Genomic DNA, 26,623 nt, shown 5'->3' on the forward strand with positions numbered 1-26,623 from the left:
GCCTTAAGGGTTGGATTTCAGTTGATACCGAATTAACAGATACTGGCGAACATTTCCCAGGTTCTGTACAGATCGGACCTCAAATCGGTTTGGATCACTCAAACGATAAAAAGAGAAATCGCTGGCCTTTGATTGGTAGAGCTTATGGGGGCTGGCGGGTTTTATCTCACCCTCTGGTTCAGCGAACTCTTTGCTGAGAAAATTATCTTTAAAATGAATTTGGTATTTACGCATTGAGAATGAAGTCTTTCCGCCAGCATCGACCTGCATTGAATCCATACCATAGACGGCGGTTAACAATTCCATCTTAGGGGCGACACCGCGAACACAAACGTTAGAGGCAAAAGGCTCTCCCTTTGGTCCAACATCCTCTTTAACATGAATTTTGATATCTTCCTGGGTATCCCAATAATAAAACTCGGCCCCGGCATATTCATAAAGGCCTTGAATCAATTGATTATCTTTTGGATCAAGAGAGATTTTCTGGTTACCCTCAGTGCTCAACTCCAGGGCAATAGGCTCATAACTATTGGGGCAGTGTTTTCCGCGTGGACGGCTACGACCAGAACTTCCGCAGGCGGATACAAAAACGGAAACAACAATAAGAATGAGTAGATTTCGTGACATGATTCCCTCCGACCGCCCATAATACCCTGCGTCACGCGGCTGTCAAGGGTTTTAGTGGAGCAAATTCGCCACTAATTACCCATTCTTAACGCGGCACAGGAGTCGTCTTTGGCTCCAACTTAAGGGTTTCAACATTGAGTCGATAGACATTGAGGTGAGCCATCAGGTTGTCATCAAAGCTGGGGGCGAGGATTTCAGGGACGTCATCACCATCCACGTCATGAATAAAGAGATTTGATGTTCTGCCGGCAAAGCTAAAATATCCATCCCGGCGATCAGGCAATTGGATGCGATCGATCAACGGTCGGGCTCCATTTTGATTGCGACCGTAGACCTCAACAAACAAGCCATCGTTGGTGCGCACCTTTATGACCCGAGATGCGGGGAAGACATCAAGATAAGGGCCGGTCGCGGAAGACAGCACTTCACGGTACTGTTTGTGAAAAATGCCTCTCAAATAAGAGCGAATGTCAGGATGAAAAACACACAGAAGTCCGACGAGGAATATCCCTAAAAAGACCCCTCGGCTAATCACCTTGATGGTCATCTTACCCTTTGGGCTCTGGAGGAATTCCGATAAGTAATCCAAATCCATGGCTCATTCTATCAGCTGCCGCACCAGTTACCAACCGAGAGGAAATTCTCCTTCACCTTGGTTAAGTCTAGCCAATGCGAGCAACAAATGACAGCTGCCGGCCTGATTGGGCACCGTCTCTGCGGTAGGAATGGTGGCTTTTACTGGTGAAAGTATCTATGGGTAGACAGTTGATGGCCTTGAATCCCAAATGCTGAAGTTGACCACTCGCTAAATAGCCCAGGTCCAAATAGGCTTTTTCGGGGCGAGCATGGTGACTAAAGGCCAACTGGGGGTCTAGCGAATAGGAATCAATCCAGGGAGCAAAGGCCTCGACAACCTCCTGACCGACTTCGAAGGATTTTTTACCGATGTGAGGGCCAATAAAGACAGACGCCTGACTGGGATCGATCTTTAAGCGGCGGACTTCCATCAGTATTCCATGTGCTAAACCTCTCCAGCCCGCGTGAATGGCAATTGCCATTTGATTGGTCGTCATCATGATGGGTAAGCAGTCCGCGGTCTTTATCAATAGAGCCTGGCCGATCTGGGAGCTAAAATGGGCATCCGCCTCGGTTGGCCTGTTTGAGGCATCTACCCATTTGGTAGAATGAATCTGATTAATGCTACAAAAAGCGAGTTCAGAAAATGCCTCAGTAAGCAGGGGTAGGCTTACATTGTTGTTGCTGTAGAAAACCAGATGAGAAGAGGTTTTCCAGACATGGCCGATGTCCTGATTGCGAAAATAGAAAACCTCAAACACCTGACAGCCCCATCTCACCCAACAGATTCTGCATATCCGTCGGCCAATCCGAGACAAAGCTAAGGAGCTTTCCGGTTTTTGGATGTATAAAGGCCAGTTCGCGGGCATGAAGTCCGATCCGACCGAGATTCGAAATCTGCTTACGAAGGCTGACACTTTTAAGATTTTTTGCCCTAGTCACCCCACCATAAAGGGGGTCACCAACAATAGGGTGTCCGAGTTCAGAAAGATGAACTCTAATTTGGTGAGTCCTTCCGGTTTCCAGTCGACATTCGACCAGGGAAAAGCCGCCAGCTGACTGAGACAGAACGCGATAATGCGTAACGGCCCGTTTACCATCGGTCCCCTGTCCCCCCAGTGAGCCTGGAATGGAGGCAAAGCGCTTGCGATCCGTTGGGTGTCGTTTGAGTCGGGAGCAAAGTACACCCGAAGGTGATTTGGGATGACCAAAAACCGCGGCCTGATAAATCCGATGGACGGTTTTTTCACGAAACTGTTTCGCCAAAAAAGCATGAGCGCTATCATTTTTTGCGACAACCAGTACACCGCTGGTATCTCTGTCCAGTCGATGGACAATGCCAGGTCGATTTTCCTGAAATCCCATGGATAAGTTTTTGACGTGAAAAATCAGGGCATTCACCAAGGTGTCGTCGGTGTGACCCAGGCTGGGGTGAACGACAAGGCCGGCGGGTTTATTGACTACGACCACGTCACTATCCTCATACAAGAATTCCAGAGGAAAATCGTAGGGGACAAGGTCAGATTCCTTCTTGGGTGCAGGGAGGTGAACTTTGACTCGGTCGCCAACCTCTGGTTTGAAAGAGGGTTTTAGCTTCTTTCCCTCGCAGGTGATCAGGCCCAGTCCACACAACTGGGCGGCGCGGGATCTGGATTGAATATGAGGATGGTCAGCAAGTATCTTGTCCAATCGAATTCCGGACTGTTCTTCGGAAATTGCGATCTCAAAATCATCGCCAGTGGAAGACACATTAACCTTTGGCGTTGCGCAAAATGCTCATATAGGAGTCAGCGACAAGCTTTTCGTCCAAGCCAAGAATGCGGGCAAACTGAACAATAAAGCCGCGAACAAAAACAGGAGCCGGGAGAGCATCATAATCATTGGTCTCCACAGCACTCAAATATGTCCGGCTGATGCGGGTCTCTTCACTCATCTGATCAAGATTAACATGTTTATAAAGGCGAACCTTCTGCAAGAAAGTCCCATCAAATTGACTGCGCTGCTTGATTTCATGTTCAAAGGTGTCATCTATTTCATAGACGCTAAACCGAGTCCGCCCAAAGCCCTCGGGCAAAGACTCTTTTTTCTGAGGATTGGCCATCCGCGCAGGACCAGCCGAAACATCTCGGCCCATTTTTGGAGCCGCTCGCGGAGGCCCGGCCTCGGGTGGTTGAAAATCTGGCAAGTCATCCGCTCTCGCAGGGTTCGCTTGCGGAAGGGAGTGATGAGAGCCAGCTTGCTGAATAAGCTGTTTGTCGTAATCTTTGCGGCGAGACTGATTGCTGAGGGTAGAAAAAGCCTCCTCAATGAGATTCATCAATTCGCGGGCTTCCTCACGCGTAAACATGGAGTACAGGGCTGGGCTATCAGGTGAATAAGTAGCCTTAGCCCTATGATAAGCGGTATGGATATCCTGTTGAGTCGCATCGGGCGACACTTCGAGAATCTCATAAAATGTCTGTTCGACGAGACGGTTGCTCATTAATTTAAAATTATAGCACAGCTTTCTTGGCTTTCGGGCCTGCGATTGTTCGTGCTATCCCTAATAATTGAGCATAAACCCGGCTATGGGGATATTCCAGCAGGAGATGTCTCTTTTTGCGAAGCGACTGCCATACTGCATTATCATACTCAAGGTGGCCCAGGAAGTGAGCATTGATGCCAAAATACTTGCGACAAACGCTTTCGATTGAGGGTCCAAGTGCGACTTCGCTCATGGTTCTCACCTGGTTGAGGACAATGTGTATGTTGAGCGTACTCATCAGCTTGGCCAGGCGCTCGCCATTTTCCGGGTCCTTTTTAGAGACAAAGTACAAGAGATCAGCGGGTGAGCGAATGCCATGTTCGCTCTTGTTGGCCATTAGGTCGCCAATCAGATTGCCGAGATTGAGTTGAAATTCATAACGCTTAATTTTGCGAAAGAAGGCTGATTTTATGAAGCGGTAAGCGTTTTCAATGCTCGATGGATCTGGGGTCACAGCGAGAATCTGTTCAGGCGCCATGAGGAAGAAATCCAAAGTTGTACTATGTGTTCCGGCACTTAAATCAAGAATAATAAAATCAGCTTTCATATGAAACAAAGAGGACATGATCTGGCTTTTGTGAACATCAGTGATATTGGCCATATCCAGAGAATCATTGGAACCACTGATCAGTCTGAGGTTTTGATGTTTTGTTTGTAGAGCCAGTTCTTCAAGGTTAGCAACCCTACCCTGGAGGAAGTCGTTCAATGATCTAGGGGAAGGCTCTTCTCCAAGGCTGGTGTGCAAGTTCGCGGCGCCCAGATCCAAGTCAACGAGGATCGTATTATAACCAAGGTGGGCGAGAAATATTCCCAGTCCCGAGCTAAAAAAGGATTTACCCACTCCACCTTTGCCGCCTCCGACGGCAATAATCCGCGCCTCAGGACTCATGGTCCCGCGCAGGTAATATACCTTTTGCTTATCCTGCAATGCGGACATCTTCGCTCTCAGATTTTTGGCAATGGCTTCAACAAGCCGCTTCTTAACTTCTCTTCGGCTTCAGAAGCGCGAATATAAAGGGCTTTTGCCGTTTTCCAGGGTTGCAGGTCCTCTGGACGAAGGTCTGATATCAATCTCGGAGCAAAAATCGCAATCCTTGGGTCGTCCGGTTGGTGCTCGTCACGCACAAGCCGATCGATAATTTCTTTAGGGATCATATCCTTGTAGGCCGCTAGGCCATCGCCGACACAAAGAGAGCTTTCTTCCACTAACCCTCCGAGTTTGTCCAACGTCCAGGCTGTCGGGGAAACCTCTTCGACCAACTCCTGGCTTTTGGTCCAGCGGTATCTGGCTCCATAGACCATGTTTTTGTAGGCATTGGTCAAAGTCACAATGGGAAGGTCTTGATGACTGGTGCTCAGGGCCAGGGCCTTTAAGCTACTGAAGCAATAAACAGGCTTATCAGTCGAATAGGCGAGTGTGCGAATAACATTGAGGGCAACTCTTATGCCCGTAAAGCTTCCTGGTCCGACACCAACAGCAAAACAATCGAAGTCTTCAATCTTCCAGCCCGACTCCTCAAGAGCCTTTCGCACATATTGGGTGACAACCTCGCTATGGGAGTTTTCACGACGCCACTCGCGAAAGGTGTTGTTCTCGGCAGCCCCAAGAGGCATTTGGTATTGAACCAGAGCCAGGCCCCCAAGAGGGCCACTGGTCTCTAGAATCAGTGCTCGCTTCACTTATCCGAACCCTTTACAAATCGATCACCAGGGAGAGGCGACGATGCTTGTAATGTCATTAAAAAGGGACAGTACCATAAGTGAGATTAAAAGAATAAGGCCAACCTGCTGGGCAATCTCCATTTTTCGCATGGAAAGAGGAGCCCCTCTTAGTGCCTCGATTGAAAAAAATACCAAATGGCCACCGTCGAGAATAGGAACAGGCAATAGGTTAATCAAAAACAAGTTGATGGAAATAATCGCCATCATTCGCAGAAAAGCCGAAATTCCAACCTCAAATGATTGGCTGGCCACACGGCCAATGGTGATAACGCCACCAATATTTTTGTGTGAAACCTGTGCAGTGACGATTCTCAGAAAGCTTACGGCAATGGCTTTAGTCCAAAAAATGGTTTTATCAAAACCAAACTTCATGGCCTCAATCGGGCCCGAGACCCGAAACATCACCGGCTCTCCCGGGGTCTCCAGAATTGCGGGAATAATACCGACCGTGAACCGCTGCTCCTCCTGCTGGCGACGATTCATGACACCCGTCATTTCTGGAGTGATGTCCAGCTCCACGGAGGTTCCCTGTCGAATAACGGTAAAGTGAATCGACTTGTCATCGGCTTTGTAGGCCTTCACCGTCTGCAGAACATCCTTCCACTGTTGAACGGGTTCGCCATCAAGGGCTAATATCTTGTCGCCGTCTTTAAGACCGGCCTTAAAGGCAGGGGTATCCTCTTTCACCTTTAATAGATAAAGGTCAGGGCGCTCAAAACCTAAAAGGTCAGTCAGTGACTGCTCGGGTCCGCGGGAGGCAAGTGCCTGCTGAAAATTGTTGAGTACGACAGTACGTTCCTCGGTCTTCTTTTCGGGCACATAGGAGCGCACTTTAAAAGTGAGTTGATCTTCGGAGCTCAAACCTGCAAAAATCGATTCAAGCTCACGAAAGCCGTTCACTGTCTGGCCATTGACTGAAGAAATAATATCCAAGGTTTTAAGGCCCGCCAGAGCAGCTGGGGAGTCCTTATCCCTAAGACCAACAATTGAAGCACGGCCAGCAGTCGTCAGGCCGGGAATCTGGGCCACCTGGTTATCAAGTGACAGGATATTGTCATTAGGAACCCAAACAGGAGTCGCCTTAACAAAAACTTCTCCGTCAGTCCCGGCTCTCAAAATTCGGAACTCTATCTCCCTTTCAGGGGAGAGTTTGATTTTCTCATCAACCTGTTGCCAGTAGGTCACGTCCTGGCCCTCAACACTGAGGATTTTGTCGCCGGAGCGAAATCCAGCAGCATAAGCGGCACTGTCGGTGTCCAAATCGCCGATGTCCGGGCCGGGAACTTTTTCTCCATTGATGCCGACAGCAACAAAAAGAGGGATGGCAAACAGGAAGTTCATCAATGGGCCGGCAAGGACAATGGCGATCCGTTGAGAAACGGGCTTATAAAGAAAGGCACGGTTTTGCTCCTCAGGGGGGACTTCTGCGGTTGGGTCGTCGCCATACATTTTAACGTAACCACCAAGAGGCACTGCGGAGATGCAATAAGTTGTGTCGCCCTTTTTGTGCTTCAATATCTTTTTGCCGAAGCCAAGACTGAATACTTCGACACGAACGCCACACCATTTGGCGACAAGAAAGTGACCGAGCTCATGCACAAAGATGAGGAGGCCAAGAAGAATCAGAAAAGGCCCAATGGCCGACAACCCGGACTGTAACCAATTAAGTAGAATATCCATTGGGCTATTTTAATGTCTGTGAGAGCGAGGCTAAAGAAAAATCAAAAGAAAACACCAAGGCGTCTCTTTTCAACATGAATTTTGCTCCTTTTACCGACTTCGGTCCAAGACAGGTTGACGCAGGCATTAAGGAAGCGGAGCAACTAAAGGGCCCACTTGGAGACAAGATAAATGACCGGTGCCGCAAAGTAGATTCCGTCCAGGCGGTCAAGGACACCTCCGTGGCCGGGCATGATTTTGCCCGAGTCCTTGACCCCACAGGTCCTCTTGAGAAGGGACTCAAATAAGTCCCCGGACTGAGCAAGAAATCCAGCGACGGCCGCTCCCGGGAGAATCACCACTAAAGAAGGCGAACCAAAAAACCACGCCCCCAAAATACCAGCACTCAGCACCGATCCAGCCAGGCCACCGACGGCACCGGCGACGGTTTTTTTAGGTGATACTTCGGGCATTAGTTTTTGTTTGCCAAATTTGAGACCAGCAAAATAAGCAGCGGTGTCACCAGCAAAGACTACTGCCAAGAGCAGAACAAACCACTTGATGCCATTTCCGCCCAAAAGAGTGCGAATAGCAAATGACGGCAGGATCGCCGTGTAAACAAAGCCAACAAGCGAAGAGAAGAAGAGGCTGCGAATGAGCAAAATGGGAGTGGATCGATTGAGGACCCATAGAACAGCCGACAGATAGATCACTGTCGCCAATCCAAAGGCCGTGAAACCCTCGTTGAGCCCAAGAAAAGATAAGGCCAAAAACAAAAAGACGGAACAGCCAACGTAAATGACTCTTAGGTTTCCAGGTAATGAGTGCCCAGGCAAAAAACCAATATCCAGATACTCCACCATGCCAAGCAAAAGAACAATGGAAGAGAGGGCGGCCAAACCCAGAGCGCCAGCAAAATATCCGGTAAAAATAAGGGCGACGACCGCGATGACTGCAGAGACGACACGGGCTTGAAGAGCGGCGTAGCGGTTATTCAATATTAAATCTCGCCCGTCGTTTCGCTCGGCTTTGTATCACCAGGCCACAACTGAGCCGAGGTTTTGCCAAAGCGACGTTCTCGGCCACCGAATTCAAGAATTGCAGAATCCAAATCACGAGTACTGAAGTCCGGCCACATCTTATCAACAATGAGAATCTCGCTGTAGGCCGCCGACCAGAGGAAGAAATTGGAAAGGCGAGACTCCCCACTGGTGCGAATGATCAAATCTGGATCAGGTAAAAAGGAGGATTCCAGATGTGAGGCAAACATTTCTGTGGTGATCTTGTCCGGATCTAGCCGCCCTTCTTTTGCCATTTGTGCCAGGTTTCTGGCGGCATCAGTGATCTCCTGGCGGCCACCGTAGCTGAGAGCAAAAGTCAGGGTCATGCCGGTGCAATGATCTGTTTCGCGAATTGTGCGCAGTACGGTTTCCCTTACGGACTGGGGCAGGCGATCAATATTACCAATACAGCGAAATTTGATATTGTTGCGAATCAGGTTATTGCGCTCACGATTCAGACGCAAAAACAACAGCCGCATCAAGAGGTTGACTTCCTCAGTGGGACGCAGCCAATTTTCCGTACTAAAGGCAAACAGGGTTAGGTACTTAATGCCTCTTTCAGCACAGTTCTCAATAATCGACTTGGCAACCCGTGCTCCGCGCACGTGTCCAAATAGTCGGTTGTGGCCGTGGGATTGGGCCCATCGACCATTGCCGTCCATAATAATGCCAATGTGATTAGGAACGCTCACCAGGATTCTCCGCCAATTAAATAGTCATCAGCTCTTTTTCTTTGTCATCAGCCGACTTGTCGACTTTCTTAATGTAGTCGTCAGTGAGCTTTTGAACGTCTGATTCCATTTTCTTTTGCTCGTCTTCGCTAATGGTCTTGTCTTTGCCAGCCTTTTTCAGCGCCTCATTGGCGTCCCGGCGGGCCATGCGTACGGCCACTCGGGCATCCTCAACAATCTTCTTAATTGTTTTCACCAACTCTTTACGGCGCTCTTCAGTCAAATCGGGGAGGCGTAGGCGAATGACCTTACCGTCGTTCTGAGGGCTCATACCTAAGTCGCTCTTCACGATGGCGGCTTCAATTTCCTTCAACGTCGACGCTTCCCATGGCTGGATCAAAAATGACTTTGCATCCGGGCAGGAAACTGCGGCCACCTGGTTAAGTGGAGTGGGGTTGCCGTAGTAATTCACCTTTACCACGTCCAACATCGACACCTGGGCTCTGCCAGTGCGAACCTTTTTGAGTTCCCCACCAAGAGAAGACAGGGCCTTTTCCATGCTATCTTGAGTTGCCTTAATTAGAGTTTCGACCATTGTTCCCCCAATCGTTATTCTACAACTGTTCCAATCGCCTCACCGGCAATAGCCTTTGCCACATTGCCAGGAGTGTTAAGATTAAAGCATACAATAGGAAGTTTGTTGTCCATGCAAAGGCTGATGGCCGTTGAGTCCATCACCTTTAGGCCCTTGTTTAACACGTCAATATAGGTGAGGCGGTCAAACTTTTTGGCGTCATTATGAACAACCGGATCCTTATCGTAAATGCCATCGACCTTGGTGGCCTTAAGGATTACATCAGCGTTAATCTCCATGGCTCTCAGGGCGGCAGCCGTATCGGTAGTGAAGTAAGGATTTCCCGTACCAGCGACAAAGATCACCACCCGGCCTTTTTCCAAATGACGGATCGCGCGCCTGCGAATGTAGGGCTCTGCGATCTCAGCCATGCCGATAGCCGTTTGCACACGAGTTGAAAGATTATGCTTTTCGAAGGCATCTTGCAGGGCCAGGCCGTTGATAACGGTGGCCAACATCCCCATGTAATCGGAGCTGGCTCGGTCCATTCCCTGGGCGGAGGCAGCGACACCTCTAAAAATGTTGCCGCCACCAATGACGATACCAATCTCTGCGCCAAGCGCATAGGCCTCAGATACATCGGAAGCAACTCGCTCCAAGATGCCGCCGTCGACGGTGCTGGTTTTGCTCGCAAGAGCTTCCCCGCTGAGCTTAAGAAGAACTCGGCGATACTTGCTTTTTGCCAATGCCCTTATCCTTTAATTTGTGCAGCCACTTCTTCTGCGAAGTTCTCCTGCTTCTTCTCCAATCCTTCGCCCAACTCATAGCGAGCAAAGCGACGAATCACGATGTTCTCACCAATTCTGGCAATGACTTCCTGAAGGTACTTTTCAACAGTAATGTCGGGATTCTTCACATATTTTTGGCCCATCAGGCAGGTCTCGGCCGCCCATTTGGACATTTGGCCATCCAAAATCTTGTCTAGAAATTCGGCTTTTTTGCCCTCTTCCAGAGCCTTGGCCTTCAGGACTTCGCGTTCTTTGCTGCGAACATCTTCAGGAATCTCGTCTTCACGAACATAAGAGGGACCCAAAGCTGCGATGTGCATGGCGATGTCGTTAACAAACTTTTGGAATTCCTCGTTGCGGGCAACGAAATCAGTTTCGCTGTTAACTTCAAGTAAAACACCAATACGTCCGCCAGCATGGATGTAAGAGGACACGGTGCCCTCTGCGGCGATTCGGCCCGCTTTTTTGGCGGCTTTACTGAGTCCCTTCACGCGCAACCATTCAACGGCTTTTTCAAAATCACCGTCAGACTCCTGCAGAGCCTTTTTACAGTCCATCATTCCTGCACTTGTTTTCTCGCGCAGCTCCTTCACTAAAGAAGCACTGATTGTCATAACTAAAATCCTCTTGGTTTTTTGTTCAGGTCAATTTTTGTTCAAGTTTCAATGACGTTGGCACTTAGAAAAAAGCCAGGGTCTTGCCCTGGCTTTTGTATGTCCAATGCCTTATTCGGGCGATTCCTCAGTCTCGGCAGTTTCGGCCGCAGCCTCAGTTGCCTCTTCGCCAGGAGTTTCAAGCTCAGCTTGAATCTCAACTTCGTCAGCCAAGCCAGCAGCAACCAGTTTGCGACCGCGGCTTACTTTAACAACAGAAGGTCCACCCTCGTCGCTAGTTGCAGCGGCGGCGGGAGCGGCTTCTGCAGCTGCAGAAGCTTCCTTGGCAGCAGCCTCTTCCTTGTCCACCTGGTTACGCATCTTCTCTTCCCAAAGCTTGGCGCCTTCCATGAAGCTGTCAGCAATCAAATTCGCAAACAACTTAATGGAACGAATGGCGTCGTCGTTTCCAGGAATCGGATACTCAATCTCACCAGGATCAACGTTGGTGTCGGCAATTCCCACGACAGGGATGCCAAGACGATGAGCTTCTTTAACAGCAATATGTTCTTTGTTCAGGTCAACCACGAACATGGCAGAAGGAGCGTCCTTCATTTCGCGGATACCATCGAGGTATTCCACCAAGCGGGTGTATTCCTTTTCGATGCGAGCGCGCTCTTTCTTGGAGAAATAATCCAGCTCGCCCTTTTCGCGCATGCGATCGATCTTCTTCAGGCGATCAATGCTCGATTTAATTGTTTGGAAGTTCGTCAACATTCCGCCCAGCCAACGCTTAGTCACGAAGTACTGACCACAACGCTCAGCTGCTTCACGAACAGGCTCAACAGCTTGCTTTTTGGTGCCGACAAAAATCATGCGTCCACCATTGGCAGCAACGCCCTTAACAAACTCAGCCGCGCGGCGAGCAAGTCCGACAGATTTTTGTAGATCGATAATGTGAATTCCGCCCCGGTCAGTGTAAACATAGGGCTTCATTTTGGGATTCCAACGTTGGGTTTGGTGGCCGAAATGCACACCCGCATCCAACATCTCTTTCATGGTCACGTTGGCCATATTGTACCTCTCTGGTTTAGCCGCCTTCCCCTTTGCCCCGGAGGGACCAAAGAAATGGGGAAGTGTGTAGTTAAAAAAAGCTGGATACTGTTAACACGAACTATTGGGCAGGGCAACAATTTGAAGCCATCAAAGGCTGCTAAAGCTGAGTTCCCAGGCAAGGGCAGGGCAAAGCGTATCTATTTGAAATAATTAAAGTAAAGCCGATCCCTCGGTGTCAGCCGCAGACGCGCCTAGAGATTGGTCCGCCCAGGTGAGGGCCTCCTTGGCCGCCTTCAGGGCTGCGGGCAGGGGCAAAAGGGGCCAAAGGGTCGGGTGGGCCAGGTACATTTGCGGCAGATCTGGCAGGACCCCGAACTCTTTAAGTCCCAGGTCCACTAGGCCGTGGGAGTTGAACTCAACAATGATTTTCTCGGCCACGACGTCTTCAAAAAGGTCAGAATAGGCCCTTTTGATTTGCTTCTTCATTTCGCGAAGGGTGTTGGCAATTTGTTCGGAATCATCGGCTAGTTCTGTGGGGAGAAGGCCCATCCACACGGAGCACTGACCCGAGTTCTCCTCGGCGCGAGGGGCGAAGAACCGGCCCACAGTTGGTTCATAGTCATCTTTGCTGCCATAGAGAAAGTGCAGGGACCGGGACTGCTGGTGTACTTTTGAGTGGTGAAGGTGCAGGTAAACGGAGGTCCACAGTCGAGACTTGGCCATTCTTTGCCGAACCCGTCCGGGGACAAGATCGATTTCCAAATCGTCGAGAAGCTGACGAGAAGGGAGACAATAGACAACCTGGCGGCCAAAAATAGTTTTGGCACCATTAATGGTCACGGCCATGCCCGTGTCAGCAGGCTCAAGGCCCGTCAAAACACTGCGGGTAAAGGCCTCGCCTTGATACTGAGCAACCAGTTGTTCGACCCAGATCGAAGGGGATTGGGCCAACTCCAGCAATTGGTTTTGGTTATACGCAGACAAGACGTTGAGACTGAGAAACTTACGGTCGCCAAAGCCCACGAATGTTTTAAAGCTTCCGGAATCAAAAGTTGCAGGTGGGGCCTCAATGGTTTCGCTGTTCACCGGGGTGCCGAGAGATTCCTGCAGCCATTGAAGAAGTTCAGCGGACTCCTCGCTTGCTGGCATCAGGGCCAAGTCGGATTCCATAGTTTGGCCATTGACGGAAAAGGGGCGCAACGAACCGCCGAGTTCATCACTCTCCTCAACCAAGGCAACGGACTGACCGCGCAACTCAAGGCCTCTGGCGACAATAAGTCCTGTCAGGTGCCCACCAATGACTATCGTATCGAACAATTCAGATTTTTTTGCTGATGCCATAGGCCTACGTTCTATGAGCCTGGGGTGGTTTTCAAGAAATTTCCCGAGACTGCTGATTAAAAGGGCTTTTGCGGCTGAGATAGGCGCTCCGCACAATAGCGGAGCCAGGGTTTCAGGCGATGTTGTAAAAAAGGTGATTGACGAATGACTCCGGCAATTGGCGGGGAGATTCGGTAGTAACAATAAACCAAGGCGCGGCCCGAGGGGGATTTCCTCAGGACGGTGTCTCGGTACCGGCGTAAAAGTAGGACTTCGCGGGCATAGGGATCATCCCCATAGACTGCAGTGGCAATGAAACACTTGCCGCGCATACCTCCGGATGACCTTAAAAACTCGCGAATAATATCCGGGTGTTTTGCTGAGCGGACAAAGGCCTCAGCACGTTTAACAATGTCTGGATAAATAGTGCTGAACTTCACAAACTGGGCAAGTTTGGCCGCGGCCTTGCGTTGGCGATCACCGTAACGGGGACTCATATCGTAAATGCGCAACAGATCCCAATAAACGGAAGTGATGATCGTCATTTCCTTTGAGCGTTTTGAGTTGTTAAAGATCCCGGGGTCCAATTGCCCAGGTTTCTTGTTGTAGACGATCTCTAAAACGCGCAGGTACTTTTCGTAGGAGACAGCGGCTTCCGAATAGGCCTTTTGGTTCATCAGCGAGCGGGCTTGCTTAATGAGATTTACCCGGCTCTTCCATAGCACAGCCCGGTTTTGTTCGCGGGCCTGGGCCTCCATGCGCAGCTTCATGCCTTTGGAGACGCTGCGGGTGAGTTCATCGTAACACTTGGGGCAGGCCGAATCAGGAATTTGGCTGGGATCAACAGTTCCCTGGAGAGCGAGCCTCATGCCGGGCTCGATCTTGAGGTGCTCCTCGGTTGGGGTGCCACATCGAGAGCAGGGTTTCATTTTCGCAGCCATCATTCGTCATCCCACATATAGAAACAATCCCACTTATTTTATCGGGAATGGCCCCCATTGGCCAAGGTTGTTTCACCGGATGGCTAGACTAGAGGAGATTGACCGGATCGATGTCGGTTAAGATCTTCACACCTGAGGGAATCCACTTTTCATCACCAAGGGCCTGGCGACAGAGACCAGCCAAGCGGGCATGGTCAGGACTTTTGATTAGGATCTGAAAGCGAAACTTCCCTCTAAGTTTGGCAATTGGCGCCGGCGCAGGACCTAAGATCTGGAGTTCGCGGTAGACCTCATGGTTTTGCTGCAGATACTCACAGCGTTTGCCCAAAAACTCAGCCGCAGACAAAGTGCGGCTTTCACTGTTACCCATAATGCGAAATGAGCACAGGCGCCCGTGGGGAGGATAGCGTAATGACCGCCTGGTCTTTAGTTCCTCATCAGCAAAACCCACATAGTCGTTGTTGCAGGAATACAGGACACTGAGGTGCTGAGGATTATAGGTCTGTATCACCACCTGGCCCGGCAGCTCAGAATGCCTTCCCGCCCGGCCGCCAACTTGAATCAAAAGTTGGAAGCTGCGCTCGGCGGCGCGAAAATCAGGAAGATTAAATCCCACATCGGCCATCACCAGGCCCACGAGATTCAGGCCTTTAAAGTCCAAGCCCTTGGCAATCATCTGCGTACCAATGAGCAGATCCACGTCCCGGTTTTCGACGGAAGAAATCAAATCCTCAAGGTCTTCACGGTTTTGGATTTCATCCCGATCAGCCCTGGCAATGCGAAGATTCGGGAACAAGCGAGCCATATCGGTTTCCAAAAGCTCAGTTCCCAAGCCCAAGGGTCCAACTTCAATTGATCCGCAATCGCGACAGGTTTCGTTAAGGCGCTCGTGATAATCACAGTAATGACACACGAGATGGTTTTTTCCATGCAAGGTCAGAGAGATGGAACAGTTAGGGCACTCGTATGTCAGGCCGCAAGAAGGACAAAAAACATATTGGGCCACGCCCCGGCGGTTCAAAAATAAGGCCGCCTGGTCCTTTCGCTCAAAGCAATCCACCAGCTTATCGAATAGAGTCTGGCTCAACCAAAAGGGAAGTTCAGTTTCAGAAGGCTCCTGTCTTCTTTGGTCTCGTTCGTGGCGCATGTCCACCACTTCAACTTCGGGCATTTTTCTTTCCGCCACCCGGTGACTCATGGTGTGCAGTTGAAACTTGCCAAGGCGGGCATTGTGCCAGGATTCCAGACTTGGGGTGGCGGAGCCCAAAACGATGGGACAGTCGTGCTCTTTGGCCAACATGATGGCCGCGTCCCGAGCGTGGTACTTAAGCTTTTCATCTTGTTTAAAGCTGGGCTCGTGCTCCTCGTCGATCACGATCAATCCGATGTCGGGAATGGGACAGAAAAGGGCCGAGCGCGCGCCGACGAGAATCTTTTTGTCCCCATCGATCACGCTCCACCACTGATCTGTCTTCTCTCTTTCGGTGAGGTGAGAGTGAAGAACCGCAAGTTGATCGGGAAAGCGATTGGAAAACCGGCGCAGTAACTGCGGAGTCAGAGAAATCTCCGGAACGAGAACCAAAACTTTTTTACCGGCCGCCAAGGTGTCTTGAATCAATCGCAAATAGACCTCGGTTTTACCCGAGCCAGTCACACCATGAAGAAGGTGGGTGGAAAAGCCAGGCTGGGCATGAATCTGGCCTAGCACGGTCTGTTGTTCTGCAGTCAAATTCAGCTCAGCTTCTGGGGTTGGCTCGGGAATGGGCGAACTCTTGCGCGATCCCCGGCCGCCTTTCTTGAGCGGCGGAAAACACAAAGAGGCCACCTGGCCCAGGGGGTAGAAGTAGTAACGGGACAGCCATTCAAGCCAAGCCAGGGTGGGCTCAGGCAGCAGAGGCAAATCGGCACTCACCGACTCAATGGGTTTTACCACAAAGTCGACTTTGTCACGGCTTAGTCCGACGACGACGCCATCCACTTTGCGCTTTCCCAAGGGAACTTTAACCGCCTGTCCGCGGACAACGGCGCCCAGGTTTTTCGGCTGCCCATAGGAAAGAGGCCCCGGCAGGGGAGCGTCCACGGCAACAGAAAATAAGGTTTGGTCGGAAATCTCGCTCATCGAAACCGTTTATAAAATTCGGTGACGGCCTCAATCTCCGGAAGCTTGATCGCCACAGAGGGGTCTTTGCCAAAATCCAGACTGGCATCGGTCAAAAGCTTATTAATCGTACCAGAGCTGGGCAGAGGTTTAACGCTCACCACCTGGATCTGAACCTGGCGATTTTCCCAGGAGACTGTCGATTGGTTGGCTAATGACAGGCTATTGGCGTACTGAGAGTAAGAGTTGGCAGTCACGGTCGCCTGAGAGGGAAAGCGAACCTTGCGAATGAGAAAGTGATCTTGCTCAATCCACATTCCCGGCAGGGCCTCATTGGCACCGGCCGGAGTAGGCTCGCCAACGGCGTAAGCCACGGAACCGCCGATGCGCGACAGGCGCACATATGGCTGAGGTTTGCGAGGCTCGTTGGGGTCAAAGGCCTTGACCTTTTTCTTTGGCTTATCGTCTTCAAGAATTTCAGTGGGCGCCATCTTGGCCGCAACCATCATGGGCTTGATATTTTTTTGAAAGCGAAAGTGAAAGTATGGTTCAAACCACTCGTCGCTGGGGCGAGATACTTTTTTTGCGCCGTTGGGGTCAACGTAAAACCTGCGGTTACCATCATATATGAAGGTCATGGCCACCAGACCCTCAAGGCGTTTGCGACCGCGCACTTCAAGGCGCATTTGATTCTCGCCCTTGATATACCAGGTTTCTCTTACGACCAGGGCCTCGGGTTCCTCCTGAAGAGTGACATCCTGAATGATCTGATAAACGCCGCGGCCGTGGTTCTCAGCCGTTCTCGACATGATCATTTTAAAATCGGGGATGTAGGCCTGGGCCGAGGGAATCAAAAGGACAAACAGGAGTAGGCTTAAAATTGAAATGTGCTTCATGGTTCAACCTCAATATTCAGTTCAAAGTCCTTTGGCAAGATCCTTCAGGTAGGATTTGAGCTTGCTTCCGATTTCCGGATGCTCAAGTCCCAGCTCAATGTTTGCTTGCAGATAACCAAACTTGTCGCCCGCATCGTAGCGGCGAGCAGAAAATGTTGTGGCGTAAAGACCCTCTTGCTCAGCAAGCATGGTCATGCCGTCCGTCAATTGAATCTCGCCAATCACACCGGGCTTGACCTTTTGCAGGTGCCCGTAGATGGCTGATGAAAACACATAGCGACCCGGCAGGGCAAGGCGTGAGGGTGCTGCCTCCGGCTGGGGCTTTTCCACCACCGAGGTGACTTTGTAGAGGCCGTCCTTCTCGCCTGAATAGGCGACGATCCCATACTTTTTCACTTCCTGTGGTTCCACTTCCATCACCGCCACCGTGCTCACCCCGGTCTCCTTAAAGCAATTCACCAGTTTCCCGGTGACTGTAGGTTCGCCGTCTCTGGTGTAGGTCAACTCATCTCCCAGGAGAACGGCAAAGGGCTCGTCACCAACCACGGGTCGGCTGGCCAAGACAGCGTGACCAAGGCCGCCGGCTTCAAGCTGGCGGATGCTAATGATGTTGGCCAAAGACTTAATACGCCTAACTTCGTGAAGCAGATCCTCTTTGCCGCCTTTTGCCAGTTTGTCCTCTAGTTCATAAGAGGTATCAAAGAAGTCCTCAATGGCGGTTTTGCCCCGACCGGCGACGAGAACGATGTCTTCAATGCCGGCCCGCACGGCCTCCTCAATGATGAAGAGCAAAATGGGCTTATCAACCAGAGGAAAGAGTTCTTTGGGTACGGTCTTCGTCGCCGGAAGAAATCTGGTTCCAAGTCCGGCCACAGGAATTACGGCTTTTTTTACGGTGTTAGGCATAGAGAGAAGAAATCACAGGCGGCCTGCAATGGCAAGAAAAGGGCTGCCCCACTTCGGTCCAGCAAAATGGGGCCATGCCCTTGATTTATTTTGAGAATGTGCCGAAGAGAAACTGATGTTCAGCGGTTGATCGATGGTCAAATTTGTAACGGGGTATGGCTGGCGCAAAGCCCCATGAGTTGGCGGTTAAACCTTGAAATTTCATGTAGTTACCAAAATTTTTGGGAAACTAATCTCAGTCGCAGTTGCGAATCCTGTCGGCACGGGATGTGCTTTATCACATGGTGTAGTGGGGGATAAGGCATGAGGCTGGGTACATTCTGGATCAAAATGAGACAAAACCGTGGATGGGTCATGCGCCTGGCGACGACCGCAGGCACGTTGACGTTTCTTTTGCTCTTCGTCTTTCAAAACTGTGCCGACCCTCTTGATCTTGCTAATCAAGACTCCCTGAGTTTTACCAATCAATTGCCATTTGCCTATGATACGGAACTCGACACCATTGCCTATATGTCGTGCTCAGAAATGGGGACCGACTACAATTCACGGGCATTTTTTACCTTCCGAGCTGGGGCCTATGGAGCTAACACGGGCCTGCGTTTTAGCGATTCCTATTTGTCGGCCACCAAGAACTTCACTCCTGGTCAACGAGCTGACGCCTTAGCGCAGAGTGAAATCAATGCTTCATCCATTCTTCAGCTCTCCGTCCGTCAGCGCAGCGATGCTCAAAGTATGTTGGCGTCCTCAGGCGGTGGATCAGTTCAGGAGAATAAAGACTATTCGAATCTGTTGGCAGCCTTAGACAGCCCGGCCATTGCTGAGCGGTTGGCGAGCTTGAGTGAGAACAATCGGATCAATTACTTCTCTGGAGTGTCGGGACTCTCCGGCCGCCTGATTGAAGGAAGCCTCCGTTACATGGATTCCGAAGTGGCGGCAGGAAGTGTGCGCGATCATTTGCGTGACGTGGGACTTTTGACTTTGACTTACACTGATGTCATGCAGACAGGGGGCATTGCCGCCAAAAGCCCAGACAACAACGACCGCAAAAAGGCCTATGGCAAAGGCTATCAAATTGATTTTCGCATGGGCTTTGGCATCGACAAAAACAATGCCACCAACCGCCCAGTGTTCACTCGCGGTATTCACCGGGTGATCAACAGTATCCAAGAGGTGGATCTGCAGCGAAGATCACCCACCGAGGCCAACTTGAGGCCTTGGGATTGCTCCAACTCTTACACCTTTATCATCGTTCGTCCTCAGGACGTGGATTCGGTTAAAACCGCATGTTTGCGAGTGGCAGATCCGCTCAATCCCACGGCCCAGGATCGTCCGGCACTTGAAGCCATTCGCCGGGTATTGCGTCCCGAAGACTGGTGGGTGGACCTCTCCCGCCGTTGTGTCATGCCTAAACAGAGCAACGGATTTTGTTACGGACGAGACACCAATGGCTCACTAGACATCAAGTATGACGGTGGCGATTGCACCGGTGACGGCATCTCCTGCCCTCATTACATCAGTGTTTGTGTGCGGCAGTAGTTTTCCTGGGGCTTTCGCCCACCTGTGTTTCGTAATCGGTGTATCTAACCCGTAACCCGTGTTCCGTAATCCGTAAACGTTTCCGTGCCGGTTTCCGTTTTTGTGGACGGCACCGTCTACAGTGACGGAGACGGTAAACTGTCGTGGCACCGTGAACGGGTTGCTGGTTACGGGTTACGATCGCGGGATTCGTTCCTTTGTGGCAGTGGTGTGGCCCACCATTCTCCGTAACCCGTGATCTGTAATCCGTAAACGTTTCCGTGACGGTTTCGGTATCCGCAACAGTAACAGTAACAGTAACTGTAACTGTAACTGTCACGTTTACGGGTTACAGGTTACGCAAACGGAAATTCCTCCTTTGTTGCGTTCGTTGGTCCCCTTTTTCCGTAACCAGTAAACCGTAACCTGTTAGCGTTTCTGCGACAGTTCCCGTGTCCGGGCCGGGATCCGTTTTCCTTTGTTGCAGTGGTTGGCCCACCATTTTCCGTAACCCGTGATCTGAATCCCGTAAACGTTTCCGTGTGTGTGTCGGTTTACAGTCACGGATTCGGAGGCTGTCACTGTCACGTTTACTGGTTACGGGTAACGTTCACAGGACTTGTTCCTTTGTCGCAGTGGTTGGCCCACCTTGGGGTGATGGCCAACACACTTTACAAAGGAAGTTAAAATGACTCAGAAGAAATGCGAATACAGATTTAGATCATTGGATTTGGCGGTGGAGTTTTGCCAGCAGGTAAAGCTGTTGAAGATGCCGATTCATCTGCGGGATCAGGTGCTCCGGGCATCTTCATCCGTTGCGCTGAATCTCGCCGAGGGGAGTGGTAAACCCAGCGCAAAAGACAAGCGGCGGTTTTACTCGATTGCCTTGGGCTCCTTACGCGAGTGCCAAGCGATACTGAGAATCGAAGGCATCAATGACCAAAAGCTCATTGACCTTGCCGACCATCTAGGAGCCTCTGTCTTTAAGCTCACCCTCGGGACCTAGCGGGGAGAGTGCTCAGTCAGGCTCCGGAAAAGACTGATCTCAATCAAAATTGAGTGGAAATCCTGGGCCTACTCCAAGCGAGCTTTCCAAGATTGAAACAAGGCCGTGAAAAAATCCTCAGATTTCCTCAATGGCCTAATCTGATTGGGTTTGGTCGTTTTCAGGGGAGACTTAATGGTGGTTAAGTGCCTGATATCAACAGATCTCATTTTGGCGGGGTATTGGAAACCTTGAGTTGCTCCCTTAAGATGGAGTCTTCACAAAATAAGAACGACTTCCCGTGTTTTAAAGTGGCACGTTGACGGGATAAAAAGGGAGAAGTCATGGCGTTTGGAGTTGAGAGAGCTTGCGGTCGTAGCAGTAGTTGGTGGTTTGTTGTTACTTCAATTACTTTCAGAGCCTTTTTTGTGCTCTTGGCTTTTGGGTTCTTTGGGCCAGAGGTTTCCTACGCCAAGATGGGCCACTGGTTTAAGCATGGCCCATCGGTCGTTCAGCCACCTAGTGATTCGCATAACCAAGAGGCACCGGAAGATCTCGATCTCGTCTGGGGCCCTGAAACTTTCCATGGCCGCATCTTCAAGCCTCACACTCAAACGCAAAGCCTTGATCTAGCCAGGGGGGGGGTATCTCCTTGTTATTGAAAACGGTCTTCCGGTTGAATTAGGTTCTTGTCCGAAAGAGCGAAGCTTAGTTTCGCTTGTTTGCCGAATCAAACAAGGGCTTGCAGCCTTTAAAACTCTGTTTACACGCGTTCACGCGGGCCATGTGTGGCTCAATCAGAATTTGATCCTAACTCCGGGAAGTCTCAACATCACCACTCAGGAAGTTCGAATCCCAATTGACCTCACTGAGGATAAATCCACTTTGTCTTTAAAGCTTAAAGGCTTTCCAGGCTCATTCGTAAAAGTGAGCATTTATGGCGAAGGCTCTAATCAGCCTCCTATTTTAAACCTAACCTGGAGTTCCGATCAGCCTCTTGAAGACGAAGTGGTGCTCTTTGATGCCATGGCTTCTACCGATCCTGACGGGTCGGTGAGTGAGGTGCATTTTGACTGGGGTGACAATACTTCAAGCACGGGATTTGTGGCCGAGCACTCGTGGCAAGTGGCAGGAGTTTATGTCGTGACCGTGACGGTTACCGACAACGATGGGGCGCAGATTTCGGTACCGATTGAGTTTACTGTGCTGCCAAAACCAAAACCCCCAAGTGACGGCGGAGGCCTCTTTTATGTGACCAAATCAGACGGTCTACCGGTCAGGGTTCATCTCAGTACAAGCTTTCCTATTGTAGATGAAGACAGCGAGATAGTGAGCTACACATGGGCATTTGGCACAGGAAAAACTCTGACTCTTTATCCCCATGAGACCGATTCTTATGCCACTATTGAACACTTTTATCTTGAGGCTGGTGATTATTCCGTCAGCCTTACGATCACCGACAGTCAAGGGTTGACGACTAAGACTTCACGGACGATCAGCCTTGAGGACAATCATCTTCCCGTCCCTCACTTTTCCGTCAGCCAAGTGGCCGAGGGCAGCGGGGTAAGGGTCACCTTTGATGGCAGTCAAAGCTACGACCCCAATGGCGACGAAATCCGTTTTAGATGGCGATTCGGGGACAACACTCCTGAAGTCATTGGTACGGATCAAGGTGTCGTGAGCCACCTTTACGCTCAGCCAGGGGAGTACCTTGTACGCTTACGGCTCAGAGACTCTAAGCTTGGCCGGAGTGAGGTCTTTGCCAGGATTCAAGTAGGTGGCGCAGATAACTTGGCCCCTATTGCTGTACTAACTCCCTCGCCACTTTTAGGTCCAGCCCCCCACGGAGTGACCTTTGATGCCAGTCAGTCCTTTGATTTGGACGGGTCTATTTCTCATGTGGAATGGAACTTTGGCGACCATTTGTCGGTGATTAATGAAGCTATGGGTTTAACTGCTCATCACACGTACAAATCTCCGGGAGCCTATTATGGCAGTGTGACGGTCATCGACAATGAGGGTAAATCGTCCACTCAGTATTTTGAAGTGTTTGTTCCTTTCGAAGAGGGCTCCGTTCCGCCTGTTCTTTTAAGTATCTATGATTTTGGTAAAAACAGTGTGGAGTTTGACGGGTCAAACACCAAGCTTCCCATCCTTGGGCAACTGCAGAACTTCTTTTGGTATTTCGGCGATTCCACATTCGAAAGGGGCAGGTTTCAGTGGCACACCTATCCTGGAAGTGGTGAATATGAAGTGGTGCTCCATGCCTTTGATGTCCTGGGAAATCGCTTTTATGCCAAATCAACCATTCAGGTCTCAGGCGAAGGCAGTGAATCACTCATTGCAACTTTTGAGCAAAATGGCACATCAATGAACCTTGGTGAGGCCGTTCAATTTGATAGCCAAAGTTCAGTCGTTCCATTGGCAGGTCCCATCGAAGCCATTTGGGATTTTAATGACGGCAGGGTATTACGCGGAAACTGGGAGAACCTCAAACAAGTGAGTCATACCTATCAGGCCAATGGGAGCTACAAGCCCACGTTGACTCTGACCACCGCCCTGGGCCAAACGGCCATCGCCTACGGCATGGTTCATGTGGTTTCAGGGGTTCAGCCCGTAGCGGTCATTGAAGCCTCGGCCCGTATTGGCCGAGTTCCTTTTGTGGTCACTTTAGACAGTTCCAAGTCCTATGACCCGGACGGAGAAATCAGTCGGACCCTATGGCACTTTCCTAGCGGGGGTTTTAGCCAGTCCGCCATAACGACCTATACGATTTCAGATCCGGGAAAGTATTTTGTTGAGCTGTTAGTCGAGGACAATCAGGGGAATATGAACTCCCAGTGGATGGAGTTTGTGGCGTTTTCTGAAGAGGTTCCACCTGGGAACTTGCCACCCGTGGCGCAGATCTCTCCGGTTGGCGGTTTTATCGACGCCCCAGGAGCTTATTACCTAGATGCCTTGGGCTCCCATGATCCCGATGGGGAGATCGTTCTTTACGAATGGAGATGGAAGGGGCAAGTCCTTCAAGGCTCAGGTCCTTACATAAACTTAAGCCAGGAGTTTCCCTATCTCGATGATTTGGTTTTGATCGTCTATGACAACTATGGGGCATCGAGTACGGCTTCGCAGAGAATTCTCTTTCTGCAAAGGCCCGATCCTCCAAATAGTGACTTTATGGTGAAAGGCCCCTGGGGTAGTGAGCTTGGTCTGGCAAGCGAGCAGGACGGGGCCCATGAGCTAGGAGATCTGACAACAAGGCTGATCTTTGAGGCCTTGTTAGACCCAGGCCAAGGAAGCTTTGAGTGGAAGGTCAACGACGTGCCGGTGGGGACAACACGGGAACTGAATTACCTATTTTCCCGACCCGGGACACACACGGTGAGTCTTGTTGCCACTCATAATGGTCAGCCATTGCCTACTCAAGCCTACCAAGTGGAAGTTCCCGTTGAGGCCTGCGTGAATGATCTTGAGGGCAACATGTGTCTTTTGGCCTTTGAAGCCCCACAAAACAAACTCCCCAAATCTGCTCAGATGTTGACAGTCTTTGAGGGGACGGGGCAACTGCAGTTTAACCAAAGCCTGCAAGATCTTAGAGTTGAACTCCTCTATGATGAGTCCTTGGATCAGGACCCCGTTGACCTCACAGCACAAATGCTTGTGACTCCCATTGGACAGATTCAACTTCAGGCCCAGACCATTCGGGATCTGGTTACATCTACACAAAAGCCCTTTCGCATTTACGTCGGCGCTGATCTTGGAGAAGGTGTTGTTGGTCATGGATTCACAGCACCCATCACCTTGGCCTCATCCATCACGTTCACCTCGGGAGCGACAGATCTTAGCTTTACTCTGGCCCACGAAAACCTCAGCCGAACCACCCACACGATTGGCTCTAGTCAATCGGTTGTGATCGAAGATCTGGAGCCTGGAAAATACCTTGTCGTCGGTGAATCAAGCTATGGCTACATTCACGGAGGGTTTGAGGTTTCGCCTGATTCGAGTATTGAAGTAAAGTTACTTCCATCAAGTCCTGATAATTTGTACTGGAGTGTTCAAGTTCAGAGCCAGGGTCTGATGATGATGTCGGCCCAGCGGGGTTACTGGGATCCGCCGCCGCTACCACCCTTGGGACTTGATCCCGAGGTTTTCTCGCCCTACGCCACGCCCTTCTGGTCGACGAGCCCTCACCAGCCCGTGCGGCTGACGAAGAACTCTCCCAGAAGTATCCATTGCACAGCGGTTGATCGAGCTTGGAATCTAGAGGAAAGGCAACAAATTGCGCGGGCAAAGCAACTGAGCCAGAAGATTAGCCTCAAGGTTTATGAGTTGGGCGTCAAAGAATACGAAGCATATACGCTTGCTCAGGCAATCTACGCCGAGTGCCTGACCTATTCGCCTGATACGTCCCAATATGCACACTGTATGAACGCTTACAATGAGGCTACAAGAACGCAGTCAGCCTATGCTCAAAGGGTTGCTGAAGAAACAGCTAAGGCCGCAAACTTAGCCGAGGGATTGGGCTATCCCGTTGATCCTTATATGGGAGACACTTCAAATCAGCCTCCAGTTGAGATTCCCAAAGGGAACCCAATTGCAAAGGTATCGGTTATGGCGTTTATCGATTTCTCAAGAATGGAAGGTGGTGTTTTAAAGAGAGTAAGTGGTGAAAAATTGGTCATTGAATTGAATCCCGGAAATTTGAGAGCCGTTGACCTTGCGTATCCCACCTTTAAGGCATTCAGTATTCCAGAAACTATATTTCAGAAAGTTGAAGACTATGATGAAGTTACAATAAGATCGATAGATTTCAGGACGGCTGGAGGTTCGAATCAGCAATTGTATGCAGGCTGTGTCTACGATTCAGTCCCCGAGCCCTACATTCAAGGAGTTACCGCTGGTAAAGTAAATCGCGATTATGCAATGGGCATATTGACAATACCTCAGAGTCACTTTTTGCCTTTATCTGTTGATGGGTCCAGCTCTGGGGGTCATCATAACCCTTACAACGATTACAAGCCCAAAAGAGAATGGGCCGTGTCTTTTAAAGTCGCTCCGAGTATCGGTTTTTACTGGATTAACCTAACTGGAGCAAAGATTTTAACGAAGTATGGCGCTGTTCTCTCCGAGGATATCACTGTTGAGCAGAATCTGTATTCGACGTACACGTATTACAACAAACCAGAGCTGAAACTTAAAATCGGTAACATTGAGCAAGCTTTGGGGCCTGACGCTCTTCGGGCGGCGACATTTGATTCGCTTGATCTTGTGTTTGAGTTAACAGGAAAAAAGGTGAATCAAAGAGGAGAGGAGGTTGGTGATTTCAAAACGACGCGGACAATTCAGGTCACCCCACTTTATGACGGAAAGAAAGTAGGTGCTCCGATGTATGGTGGGAGGATATCCATGTATGCTCGTGCCGAACTGATTCGCACGCTAGACGTTCTTAATCAGAGCTTTAATGTCAATCAAGTAGCTGCTCTACAGCTGCCAGTGAATCTAACTAAGTACCCGTGTGTTAGCTTGGATGTAGATTGCGGTTCAACCATGAATCTTCAAGTAAATGACGCGAGTCTGCCTTTCGGGGGTGAATTCGTTGTGCCGAAAATAAAAAACCCCACTAAGCTTCAGAGACTCCACTCATCACACCGAGATGGGCAAAAGATGGACCTTCGCTTTTTTGGTGATCTAGAGTTTTATGAAGGAACATGTTATGGGTCCGTTCCGTCAGGTCCAATTTATCTCGATCCTGAAGTATCAATTGAAATCCCACCTGAGGCCACGGATGATTTTGAAAGGACCTGTGAAAGGATTGAATATCGAGGTCCAATTGTTGATGGGGTGCAGAAGGTTTTGGATGTGGCTGATTACTTGCGGTGGCGGAAGGTTTGTGTGGCCCAAGGAGAGACATCGGCTGGCTGTGTTGACTCAAAACCCACCCGGCAGATGACAAGGTTTGCTAAATGGGTTTTAATTAATAGGAAGGCCTTTGATTGGCTGACGAAGAATACCGCTGGCTTTGATTATTTAATGTCGTCAGGCCAAGGGGCGACGTGGAATTTTCCTGGGATTGAGAGTGTGATGACGAGTCCGAGTCAATTGCAGAGAGATCGT

22 protein-coding genes are annotated in these 26,623 nt (G+C 50.2%); 3 read left to right on the forward strand and 19 right to left on the reverse strand.

What is annotated here, in order from left to right; all coding sequences use genetic code 11:
- Positions 1 to 3 precede the first annotated feature (3 nt).
- From H6624_14390 to galU, 19 genes are all read right to left on the reverse strand, one after another.
- Positions 4 to 627: a hypothetical protein gene (locus H6624_14390; GenBank protein ID MCB9085532.1), complete on the reverse strand. Its 624-nt coding sequence runs from the start codon at positions 625 to 627 to the stop codon at positions 4 to 6.
- Positions 628 to 712: 85 nt separating this feature from the next.
- Positions 713 to 1,222 (reverse strand): hypothetical protein, encoded by a 510-nt coding sequence (locus tag H6624_14395; GenBank protein ID MCB9085533.1) that lies wholly within the window; start codon positions 1,220 to 1,222, stop codon positions 713 to 715.
- A gap of 67 nt (positions 1,223 to 1,289) precedes the next feature.
- Positions 1,290 to 1,964 (reverse strand): polyphenol oxidase family protein, encoded by a 675-nt coding sequence (locus H6624_14400; GenBank protein MCB9085534.1) that lies wholly within the window; start codon positions 1,962 to 1,964, stop codon positions 1,290 to 1,292.
- Entirely contained in the window at positions 1,957 to 2,952 is a 996-nt protein-coding gene (locus H6624_14405; GenBank protein ID MCB9085535.1) for an RluA family pseudouridine synthase, read from the reverse strand. The genes H6624_14400 and H6624_14405 overlap by 8 nt, the downstream gene beginning before the upstream one ends.
- Position 2,953: 1 nt before the next feature.
- A complete protein-coding gene (locus H6624_14410; GenBank protein ID MCB9085536.1) occupies positions 2,954 to 3,685 on the reverse strand; it encodes a helix-turn-helix domain-containing protein in 732 nt (243 codons plus the stop codon).
- Between the two features lie 10 nt (positions 3,686 to 3,695).
- Positions 3,696 to 4,664 carry an AAA family ATPase gene (locus H6624_14415; GenBank protein MCB9085537.1) on the reverse strand — a complete coding sequence of 323 codons (969 nt, stop codon included), beginning with the start codon at positions 4,662 to 4,664 and terminating at the stop codon, positions 3,696 to 3,698.
- Between the two features lie 8 nt (positions 4,665 to 4,672).
- Positions 4,673 to 5,407, reverse strand: coding sequence for a tRNA (adenosine(37)-N6)-threonylcarbamoyltransferase complex dimerization subunit type 1 TsaB (tsaB, locus tag H6624_14420; GenBank protein MCB9085538.1), 735 nt, complete (start codon positions 5,405 to 5,407; stop codon positions 4,673 to 4,675).
- Positions 5,408 to 5,431: 24 nt separating this feature from the next.
- The gene (gene rseP, locus H6624_14425) at positions 5,432 to 7,129 is read right to left on the reverse strand and encodes an RIP metalloprotease RseP (protein MCB9085539.1); all 1,698 of its coding nucleotides are present in this window, start codon (positions 7,127 to 7,129) and stop codon (positions 5,432 to 5,434) included.
- A gap of 143 nt (positions 7,130 to 7,272) precedes the next feature.
- Positions 7,273 to 8,106 carry a phosphatidate cytidylyltransferase gene (locus H6624_14430; GenBank protein MCB9085540.1) on the reverse strand — a complete coding sequence of 278 codons (834 nt, stop codon included), beginning with the start codon at positions 8,104 to 8,106 and terminating at the stop codon, positions 7,273 to 7,275.
- 2 nt (positions 8,107 to 8,108) lie between these two features.
- Complete coding sequence (locus H6624_14435) at positions 8,109 to 8,861, reverse strand: isoprenyl transferase (protein ID MCB9085541.1); 753 nt, start codon at positions 8,859 to 8,861, stop codon at positions 8,109 to 8,111.
- Positions 8,862 to 8,877: 16 nt separating this feature from the next.
- Positions 8,878 to 9,435, reverse strand: coding sequence for a ribosome recycling factor (gene frr, locus H6624_14440; protein MCB9085542.1), 558 nt, complete (start codon positions 9,433 to 9,435; stop codon positions 8,878 to 8,880).
- A 14-nt stretch (positions 9,436 to 9,449) separates the two neighbouring features.
- Complete coding sequence (locus H6624_14445) at positions 9,450 to 10,160, reverse strand: UMP kinase (GenBank protein MCB9085543.1); 711 nt, start codon at positions 10,158 to 10,160, stop codon at positions 9,450 to 9,452.
- Between the two features lie 5 nt (positions 10,161 to 10,165).
- Positions 10,166 to 10,816 (reverse strand): translation elongation factor Ts, encoded by a 651-nt coding sequence (gene tsf / locus H6624_14450; protein ID MCB9085544.1) that lies wholly within the window; start codon positions 10,814 to 10,816, stop codon positions 10,166 to 10,168.
- 111 nt (positions 10,817 to 10,927) lie between these two features.
- On the reverse strand, positions 10,928 to 11,869 hold the full coding sequence (gene rpsB / locus H6624_14455) for a 30S ribosomal protein S2 (protein ID MCB9085545.1): 942 nt from the start codon (positions 11,867 to 11,869) through the stop codon (positions 10,928 to 10,930).
- Between the two features lie 192 nt (positions 11,870 to 12,061).
- The gene (locus tag H6624_14460; GenBank protein MCB9085546.1) at positions 12,062 to 13,192 is read right to left on the reverse strand and encodes a hypothetical protein; all 1,131 of its coding nucleotides are present in this window, start codon (positions 13,190 to 13,192) and stop codon (positions 12,062 to 12,064) included.
- Positions 13,193 to 13,248: 56 nt separating this feature from the next.
- Complete coding sequence (locus H6624_14465; protein ID MCB9085547.1) at positions 13,249 to 14,115, reverse strand: hypothetical protein; 867 nt, start codon at positions 14,113 to 14,115, stop codon at positions 13,249 to 13,251.
- Positions 14,116 to 14,200: 85 nt separating this feature from the next.
- Positions 14,201 to 16,222, reverse strand: a complete 2,022-nt coding sequence (priA, locus tag H6624_14470; protein ID MCB9085548.1) for a primosomal protein N' — start codon at positions 16,220 to 16,222, stop codon at positions 14,201 to 14,203.
- A 5-nt stretch (positions 16,223 to 16,227) separates the two neighbouring features.
- Complete coding sequence (locus tag H6624_14475; protein MCB9085549.1) at positions 16,228 to 17,106, reverse strand: hypothetical protein; 879 nt, start codon at positions 17,104 to 17,106, stop codon at positions 16,228 to 16,230.
- A gap of 21 nt (positions 17,107 to 17,127) precedes the next feature.
- The gene (gene galU, locus H6624_14480) at positions 17,128 to 18,012 is read right to left on the reverse strand and encodes a UTP--glucose-1-phosphate uridylyltransferase GalU (GenBank protein MCB9085550.1); all 885 of its coding nucleotides are present in this window, start codon (positions 18,010 to 18,012) and stop codon (positions 17,128 to 17,130) included.
- A 303-nt stretch (positions 18,013 to 18,315) separates the two neighbouring features.
- On the opposite strand from galU, the gene H6624_14485 reads away from it, so the two are divergent.
- The 3 genes from H6624_14485 to H6624_14495 all read left to right on the forward strand — a co-directional run.
- Positions 18,316 to 19,548: a hypothetical protein gene (locus tag H6624_14485; protein ID MCB9085551.1), complete on the forward strand. Its 1,233-nt coding sequence runs from the start codon at positions 18,316 to 18,318 to the stop codon at positions 19,546 to 19,548.
- Between the two features lie 667 nt (positions 19,549 to 20,215).
- Entirely contained in the window at positions 20,216 to 20,533 is a 318-nt protein-coding gene (locus tag H6624_14490; GenBank protein MCB9085552.1) for a four helix bundle protein, read from the forward strand.
- 765 nt (positions 20,534 to 21,298) lie between these two features.
- A partial coding sequence (locus H6624_14495) for a PKD domain-containing protein (protein MCB9085553.1) occupies positions 21,299 to 26,623 on the forward strand: 5,325 nt, incomplete at its 3' end.

It is taken from the genome of Pseudobdellovibrionaceae bacterium (assembly GCA_020635075.1).
In the GTDB taxonomy this organism is placed as follows: Bacteria; Bdellovibrionota; Bdellovibrionia; order Bdellovibrionales; family UBA1609; genus JADZEO01.

Coding starts and splice junctions, on each gene's coding strand:
- H6624_14490 (MCB9085552.1), top strand. CDS start 20,216: ATGACTCAGAAGAAATGCGAATACAGATTTAGATCATTGGATTTGGCG.
- H6624_14395 (MCB9085533.1), bottom strand. CDS start 1,222: ATGGATTTGGATTACTTATCGGAATTCCTCCAGAGCCCAAAGGGTAAG.
- tsf (MCB9085544.1), bottom strand. CDS start 10,816: ATGACAATCAGTGCTTCTTTAGTGAAGGAGCTGCGCGAGAAAACAAGT.
- H6624_14485 (MCB9085551.1), top strand. CDS start 18,316: ATGAGGCTGGGTACATTCTGGATCAAAATGAGACAAAACCGTGGATGG.
- H6624_14390 (MCB9085532.1), bottom strand. CDS start 627: ATGTCACGAAATCTACTCATTCTTATTGTTGTTTCCGTTTTTGTATCC.
- H6624_14415 (MCB9085537.1), bottom strand. CDS start 4,664: ATGTCCGCATTGCAGGATAAGCAAAAGGTATATTACCTGCGCGGGACC.
- H6624_14465 (MCB9085547.1), bottom strand. CDS start 14,115: ATGATGGCTGCGAAAATGAAACCCTGCTCTCGATGTGGCACCCCAACC.
- H6624_14460 (MCB9085546.1), bottom strand. CDS start 13,192: ATGGCATCAGCAAAAAAATCTGAATTGTTCGATACGATAGTCATTGGT.
- rseP (MCB9085539.1), bottom strand. CDS start 7,129: ATGGATATTCTACTTAATTGGTTACAGTCCGGGTTGTCGGCCATTGGG.
- galU (MCB9085550.1), bottom strand. CDS start 18,012: ATGCCTAACACCGTAAAAAAAGCCGTAATTCCTGTGGCCGGACTTGGA.
- rpsB (MCB9085545.1), bottom strand. CDS start 11,869: ATGGCCAACGTGACCATGAAAGAGATGTTGGATGCGGGTGTGCATTTC.
- frr (MCB9085542.1), bottom strand. CDS start 9,435: ATGGTCGAAACTCTAATTAAGGCAACTCAAGATAGCATGGAAAAGGCC.
- H6624_14410 (MCB9085536.1), bottom strand. CDS start 3,685: ATGAGCAACCGTCTCGTCGAACAGACATTTTATGAGATTCTCGAAGTG.
- H6624_14475 (MCB9085549.1), bottom strand. CDS start 17,106: ATGAAGCACATTTCAATTTTAAGCCTACTCCTGTTTGTCCTTTTGATT.